The following is a 6,159-nucleotide window of genomic DNA, read 5'->3' on the forward strand; positions in this document are numbered from 1 at the left end:
AACGGCGTTCACATCATCGACCTGTCGCAGAGCGTGCCCTTGTTTGCGCGCGCCCTCGAGTTCGTCAATTCGGCGGTTGCCCGCGGCGGCAAGGTGCTGTTCGTCGGCACCAAGCGCCAGGCGCAGGACGCGGTGGCAGAAGCTGCCCGCGTATCGGGCCAGCATTTCGTCAACCATCGCTGGCTCGGCGGCATGCTGACCAACTGGAAGACTGTTTCCAACTCGATCAAGCGCCTCAAGACGCTTGAAGAGCAGCTCAGTGGCGACACGGTCGGCCTGACCAAGAAGGAAATCCTTCAGCAGACCCGCGAGCGCGACAAGCTTGAGAAGAGCCTCGGCGGCATCCGCGACATGGGCGGGCTTCCCGACGTCATGTTTGTGATCGATTCGAACAAGGAAGAATTGGCGATCAAGGAGGCCAACGTCCTTGGCATTCCGGTCGTCGCGATCCTCGATTCGAACTCGAACCCGAACGGCATCGCTTTTCCGGTTCCGGGCAACGACGACGCTGCCCGCGCCATTCGCCTTTACTGCGAGGCAATCGCCAATGCGGCGATGTCGGGCAAGACCGGCAATGCAGCGGCACGCGGCGAGGATATCGGTGCAATGGCCGAGCCGCCGGTCGAGGCCGCGCTCGAGGCTTAAGCCCTTCGCGACCAATATTGGGGGCGCGTCGCGGGGGCCAAGGCTCACCGCGACGCGTCCCGTCATTTCATTTGGAGAATTAGCATGGCTGAGATCACCGCCGCTTCGGTGAAGGAATTGCGTGAGCGCACTGGCGCCGGCATGATGGATTGCAAGAAAGCGCTGTCCGAAAATAATGGCGAGATGGAAGCATCGGTCGATTGGCTGCGCGCCAAGGGCCTGTCAGCCGCCGCCAAGAAGGCCGGCCGCACTGCCGCCGAAGGCTTGGTCGGGGTTGCTGTCGAAGGCAATCGCGGCGCGGTTGTCGAAGTCAATTCGGAAACCGATTTCGTTGCCAAGAACGACCAGTTTCAGGCTTTCGTCCGCGATGTGTCGAAGCTTGCGCTGACCACCGGCAGCGATGTCGAGGCACTTGGCAATTCGGCTTATCCTTCGGGCGGCACCGTCGCCGAGGCCCTGACCAACAACATCGCCACGATCGGCGAGAACCAGTCGCTTCGTCGCGCCGCTGTGCTTGACGTCGATCAGGGCGTCGTTGTGAGCTACGTCCACAATGCTGCCGCGCCCAACATGGGCAAGATCGGCGTGCTGGTCGCGCTTGAGAGCGCTGCTTCGGCCGACGCGCTGAATTCGCTCGGCAAGTTTCTGGCGATGCATATTGCTGCGGCCAACCCGCTCGCGCTTAGTGCCGAGGGGCTCGACGCCGACCTGCTCGCTCGCGAGCGCGGAATCGCGGTCGAGAAAGCCAATGAAAGCGGCAAGCCAGCCAACATCGTCGAGAAGATGGTCGATGGCACGATGGCCAAGTTCGCCAAGGAAAATGCCCTGCTCAGCCAATTGTACGTGATCGACGGCAAGACCCCGATTGCGGACGTAGTTGCAGCTGCGGCCAAGGACTCCGGTTCGCCGATCGCCATCAAGGCGTTCGAGCGTTTCCAGCTTGGCGAAGGCATTGAAAAAGCCACCAGCGACTTCGCCGCCGAAGTCGCCGCCGCCTCGGGCGTGCCCCAGCCGGTCGCCTGAGCCGCCCCCACGCAAGCGATAATCAAGGGCGGGGCTTCGGCGCCGCCCTTTTTTGTTGCACCTTGCTCGCGCCATAGTCGCTGGCGATTTCCGCCGGTGTGAGACGAAGAAAGCGGGCCGCATTATTGTAGAGGATGTCGCGTTTTTGCACGGGCGTCAGAAACGGCGCTTGCTCGATGGTGCGGACAGCGATCTCAATGGCTTGAGGAAAGATTGTCTGATCGGACCCGAACATGATCCGCTTGGAAAAACCGGCTTCGACCAGCCGCCTGAGCTGCCCATAAAATTGCGCGCGCGGCATGTTCCAGTCGTTCGCCGAAATGTCGACATACAGGCTCGGATAAGTGAACAGCATGGTGATCATCTCGTCAGTCATCGGCGAGCCGGCATGCATGGCGTAAATGCGGATCTTGGGATGGCGCTTGATCACTCCCTCAAGTTGAAACGGCGAGGTCAGCGCGGCCTTATAGCGCATTGCGACAAGCTCCTGCCCGACTTGCTGAACGCTTTCGCCGAGATGGACGCCAACCGGCACATCGAGCGACTCGGCTAGCGCCCAGAATGGCTCGAACATGGGATCGTCAGCTCCAAGGCCCAGATATTGCGCATTAAATTCGCCGAATATGCTGACCGCGCCCGCAAGCACTGAAGCACGCAGTTCATCGAGATCGGCGGCTGAGCGACCCCGAGGGACCGACGCAGGAATGAACAAATGAGGGGTGGTCTTGCGCCAGCTAGCGAGCTCTGCGGGTTGCCCAATCAGGACCGCGCGCACCACATTCGCCTTGCGTAAAGCGGCGATCGTCTGTCGCTGGAACTCGGCTTTGCGCGTCGTCGAATAAATCGGACGAGGGCATTGCATAGTGGGAGCATCGGGCGGCGAGGTGACCGGGTCGATCGGCAGGTACACGATGGTCTGGTCACCGGTGCAAGTCGCTATCTCGACCGGGCGCGGGGTGACCATCGCATGGACATGCATATCGATAATCGGGAGAGGTTGAGGCGCTGGTCTGGTGCGTGCTTGAGCTTGAAAGAGCGACGTTGCCACGATCAGCGACGCAAGGGCCCTAGCGCCCATATTTGGCCGCTTCGGTCTTGCAATTATAGGGCAGGTCAGGGTCCCGGCAGAAATCCGGCCAGATGCCGGATTGCTGCCAATAATCGAGCAAGCCCAAGCGCTTGGCGAGCCCTATGAAGCGCTGATCGCGGCGGAGGGGCGCCACGCCGGGGCGGAATAAGATGTAGCTTGAGTTGGCGACGTCGTCCTCGACTCGCCATTTGTCGATCATTGGGAACAGTTTATCCACCCGCTTCATCTCGGCCAGCGACTGGATGAAGAACGTCATTTGACCTGCATTCAAGTCGCTTGTGCCAGGCACAGCCAACAGCCGGGCGACATTGGCATCGGTTGGATTTTTTCGGGCAGCGACATAAACGTCGGAACCGGTCACCCATCCAGCTTCGTCAGAACGTAACGCTTTTTCGAAATCCCCATGGCGCAATTCCAGCCCGAACTCGGCCTGCCGTACGGTCTTCGTATCGGGCCATAGCTTTTTGGCCTTTTCCAATTCACTCCGAGCGGCCTCGATCCTGTTTCCGGCCGCAAGTGCGCCGATCAATGACGTGCGTGCCTCGGAAGAAAGCGGTTCAAGCTCGGCTGCCCACTGCGCATCGACCACGGCATCATCCATTCGCCCGACCCGCTGCAAAGCCAACGCTCGATATCCCAGCACCGATGTATTGTTCGGTTCATAGGCTTTGGCCTCGTCCAACATGGCGATCACCCGAGCGATTGACATGGATGGAGTCAGCTCGATGTCGGCGAGGATCGCTTCTGGCATGTTCGAATCGATCTTGCGCGCTGCCGCGACGTCGCGTTTTAACGCGAGTTTGATCGCGTCTGGCGTTCCTCCCGAGTTCGTGGCGAGCTGCAATTGGCCGATCTCGGCCAGCAGCAACCTACCCCAGGCGGGGCGGAACGTGGGGGCGATCTTCAGCACGGAGCGGAACATCGGCACCAATTGTGTCGTATCCCAGCCAACATCGGCGGCAGAGGAGCAGGCGTTGAGGTAAATCCGACGCGCATTGGCTTCGAGGCTGCCGTACTTGCCCGACGACACTTCATTGGCGCAGCTGAGGACTTGTGCTGCGGCGAACGCTATTGCCTCCTCCAGATCGGCCTGGGTGCCGTCTCCCTGGACAAATTCCTTTGACCACAGGATCAATTTCTCGTCGGTCGATGTCATGGTCAGGGTGGCATGTTCCGCGCGGTCGCGCGTCGACCCACCGATCGAAATCAGAATGTCTGCTTTTTCACCGTTGCCCGATTGATCGAGCAACCGGATCGACGTCTCCGCATTTCCCTGCAGCACGCCCAGTTTGACCAACAGGTTGCGCGCCAGCCCACGCGACTCTGGCGAGGAGTCCGCAGCCTCGACGGAGACGAGAGTCGTCTGGTTGCCTGTTCCGAATCTGGTCCAGGCGAAATAAGCAGCGCCAATCATCAGCAATGCAGCGATCGCGATGATCAGCCCGCGCATGCGTAACGGGTTGAGTGAGCCATGGCTGATCGGTGGCACGGCCATGGGTTGGGATGGGTCCGCTCGCCCGTCACTGACCGCACCGATCAGTTCGTTCTGCGCCGACTTGCTGCGCGCCTTGCGCCCGGAAAGATCGATTGTCTGATATTGGCGGAACCCCATTGGCGGGGTTGTTGCATCGATCAGCACCGGGACGAGCCGACCGCTGTCGCGTCCCGCTGCCGCTTCGTCGCGCACCCACGCACTGTCGATCGACGCCGGTGACCACAATACGACCACCGCATCGGCATCGGCCAGTGCGGTCTCGATCGCCTTGCTATATTGGGCGCCGCCCTTGATGTTGCGGTCCCACCACACACTATTGCCGGCACGCTCGAGCAATTGCGCGACCGACTGCGCCTTCAGCGCATCCTCGCGGTCATAACTCAGGAACACCTTGGCCATCAGCCGCCCCTCTGCTGCGCAAACGTGCGGCGAAATGGCCAATTAGGCAAGGCGCGTCCCCACAAGGCGGTTGGCAGCGGGGCGGGGGCGTCTTAAAGCGCGCTTGCACCGCGTTCGTTTGGCGGCACGCATTCCGCCGAGGAGAGAGCATGACCCGCCCGCGCTTCAACCGAATATTGCTCAAGCTGTCGGGTGAGGCATTGATGGGCGGCGGTCAGTTCGGGATTGACCAGGACGCGGTCGCCGGGCTCGCGGCCGAGGTGAAGTCGGCAAGAGACCAGGGCTTCGAACTATGCCTCGTCATCGGCGGTGGTAACATCTTTCGCGGCATGGCGGGCGCGGCCAAGGGCATGGACCGTGCGCAGGCCGATTATATGGGCATGCTGGCTACCGTCATGAACGCGCTGGCGATGCAGAACGCGTTGGAGAAAGTGGGAGTCGAAACCCGCGTCCAGTCGGCGATCAAGATGGACCAGGTGTGCGAGCCGGTGATCCGCCGCCGCGCCGAGCGTCACCTCGCCAAGGGCCGCGTCGTGATTTTCGCTGCGGGCGTGGGAAGCCCTTATTTCACCACCGACACTGGCGCTGCCTTGCGCGCGGCCGAAATGAAATGCGACGCCTTGTTCAAAGGCACCAGCGTCGATGGCGTCTATGATGCCGATCCAAAGAAAGTGAAGACTGCCAAGCGCTATGACACCATCGGGTTCGGCCGCGTATTGGCCGATGATCTCAAGGTGATGGATGCGTCGGCGGTTGCGCTGTGCCGCGACAACGATATTCCGATCGTCGTGTTCAACATTCGCGAGCCGGGCAATCTTGCCGATGTGCTCGCCGGTCGCGGAACCGCGACGATTGTTCAGGGAGAGTAAGACATGCCGACCTACGACAAGGCCGATCTTCAGCGCCGGATGCATGGCGCGGTAGAGGCGCTCAAATCCGATCTCGTCGGGCTTCGCACCGGGCGCGCGTCGACCAATTTGCTCGATCCGATCAATGTCGAGGTATATGGCGCGCAAATGCCGCTCAACCAGGTGGCGACCGTCTCCGCGCCCGAGCCGCGATTGTTGTCGGTTCAGGTGTGGGACAAGGGCAATGTCAACGCGGTCGAAAAAGCGATCCGCTCGGCCGGGCTTGGCCTGAACCCGATCAGCGACGGGACGATGATCCGACTGCCGATCCCCGATCTGACCGAGGAGCGCCGCAAGGAACTGGCCAAGCTGGTCGGCCAATATGCCGAGAAGGCGCGGATCGCGGTGCGCAACGTTCGTCGCGACGGGATGGATCATCTCAAGGCCGACGAAAAGAAGAGCGAGATTAGCGAAGATGATCGCAAGTGGCTCGAGACCGAAGTCCAGAAGATGACCGACGAGACGATCAAGGAAATCGACACCGGCAGCCACGCCAAGGAACAGGAAATCCTCGGCAAGTGACGGCTCGCCCCGCCGCGCTGGAAGGGGCCGACCCGCCTGTCCAGCCTACGGGCGGAAGCGATGTCCCGAGCCATGTC

The 6,159-nt window shown here is 61.3% G+C and carries 6 protein-coding genes; 4 read left to right on the forward strand and 2 right to left on the reverse strand.

The features are described 5' to 3' along the window. Together rpsB and tsf are read left to right on the forward strand one after the other, a co-directional pair. Positions 1–645: 30S ribosomal protein S2 (rpsB, locus tag RMN73_RS00595; RefSeq protein WP_309601378.1), on the forward strand; the 645-nt coding region annotated here is incomplete at its 5' end. 84 nt (positions 646–729) lie between these two features. Beyond that, positions 730–1,668 carry a translation elongation factor Ts gene (gene tsf, locus RMN73_RS00600; RefSeq protein ID WP_309601379.1) on the forward strand — a complete coding sequence of 313 codons (939 nt, stop codon included), beginning with the start codon at positions 730–732 and terminating at the stop codon, positions 1,666–1,668. Positions 1,669–1,690: 22 nt separating this feature from the next. On the opposite strand, the gene RMN73_RS00605 is transcribed toward tsf, so the two are convergent. Further along, positions 1,691–2,746: an amidohydrolase family protein gene (locus RMN73_RS00605; protein WP_309601380.1), complete on the reverse strand. Its 1,056-nt coding sequence runs from the start codon at positions 2,744–2,746 to the stop codon at positions 1,691–1,693. Beyond that, the gene (locus tag RMN73_RS00610) at positions 2,736–4,652 is read right to left on the reverse strand and encodes a TIR domain-containing protein (RefSeq protein WP_309601381.1); all 1,917 of its coding nucleotides are present in this window, start codon (positions 4,650–4,652) and stop codon (positions 2,736–2,738) included. Before RMN73_RS00610 ends, RMN73_RS00605 begins: the two co-directional genes overlap by 11 nt. 149 nt (positions 4,653–4,801) lie before the next feature. On the opposite strand from RMN73_RS00610, the gene pyrH reads away from it, so the two are divergent. Continuing rightward, complete coding sequence (pyrH, locus tag RMN73_RS00615; protein ID WP_309601382.1) at positions 4,802–5,521, forward strand: UMP kinase; 720 nt, start codon at positions 4,802–4,804, stop codon at positions 5,519–5,521. A 3-nt stretch (positions 5,522–5,524) separates the two neighbouring features. Next, positions 5,525–6,082, forward strand: a complete 558-nt coding sequence (frr, locus tag RMN73_RS00620; RefSeq protein WP_309601383.1) for a ribosome recycling factor — start codon at positions 5,525–5,527, stop codon at positions 6,080–6,082. Positions 6,083–6,159: the final 77 nt, after the last annotated feature.

The sequence above is a fragment of the Sphingomonas sp. genome, from assembly GCF_031372575.1.
Classification (GTDB): domain Bacteria; phylum Pseudomonadota; class Alphaproteobacteria; order Sphingomonadales; family Sphingomonadaceae; genus Sphingomicrobium.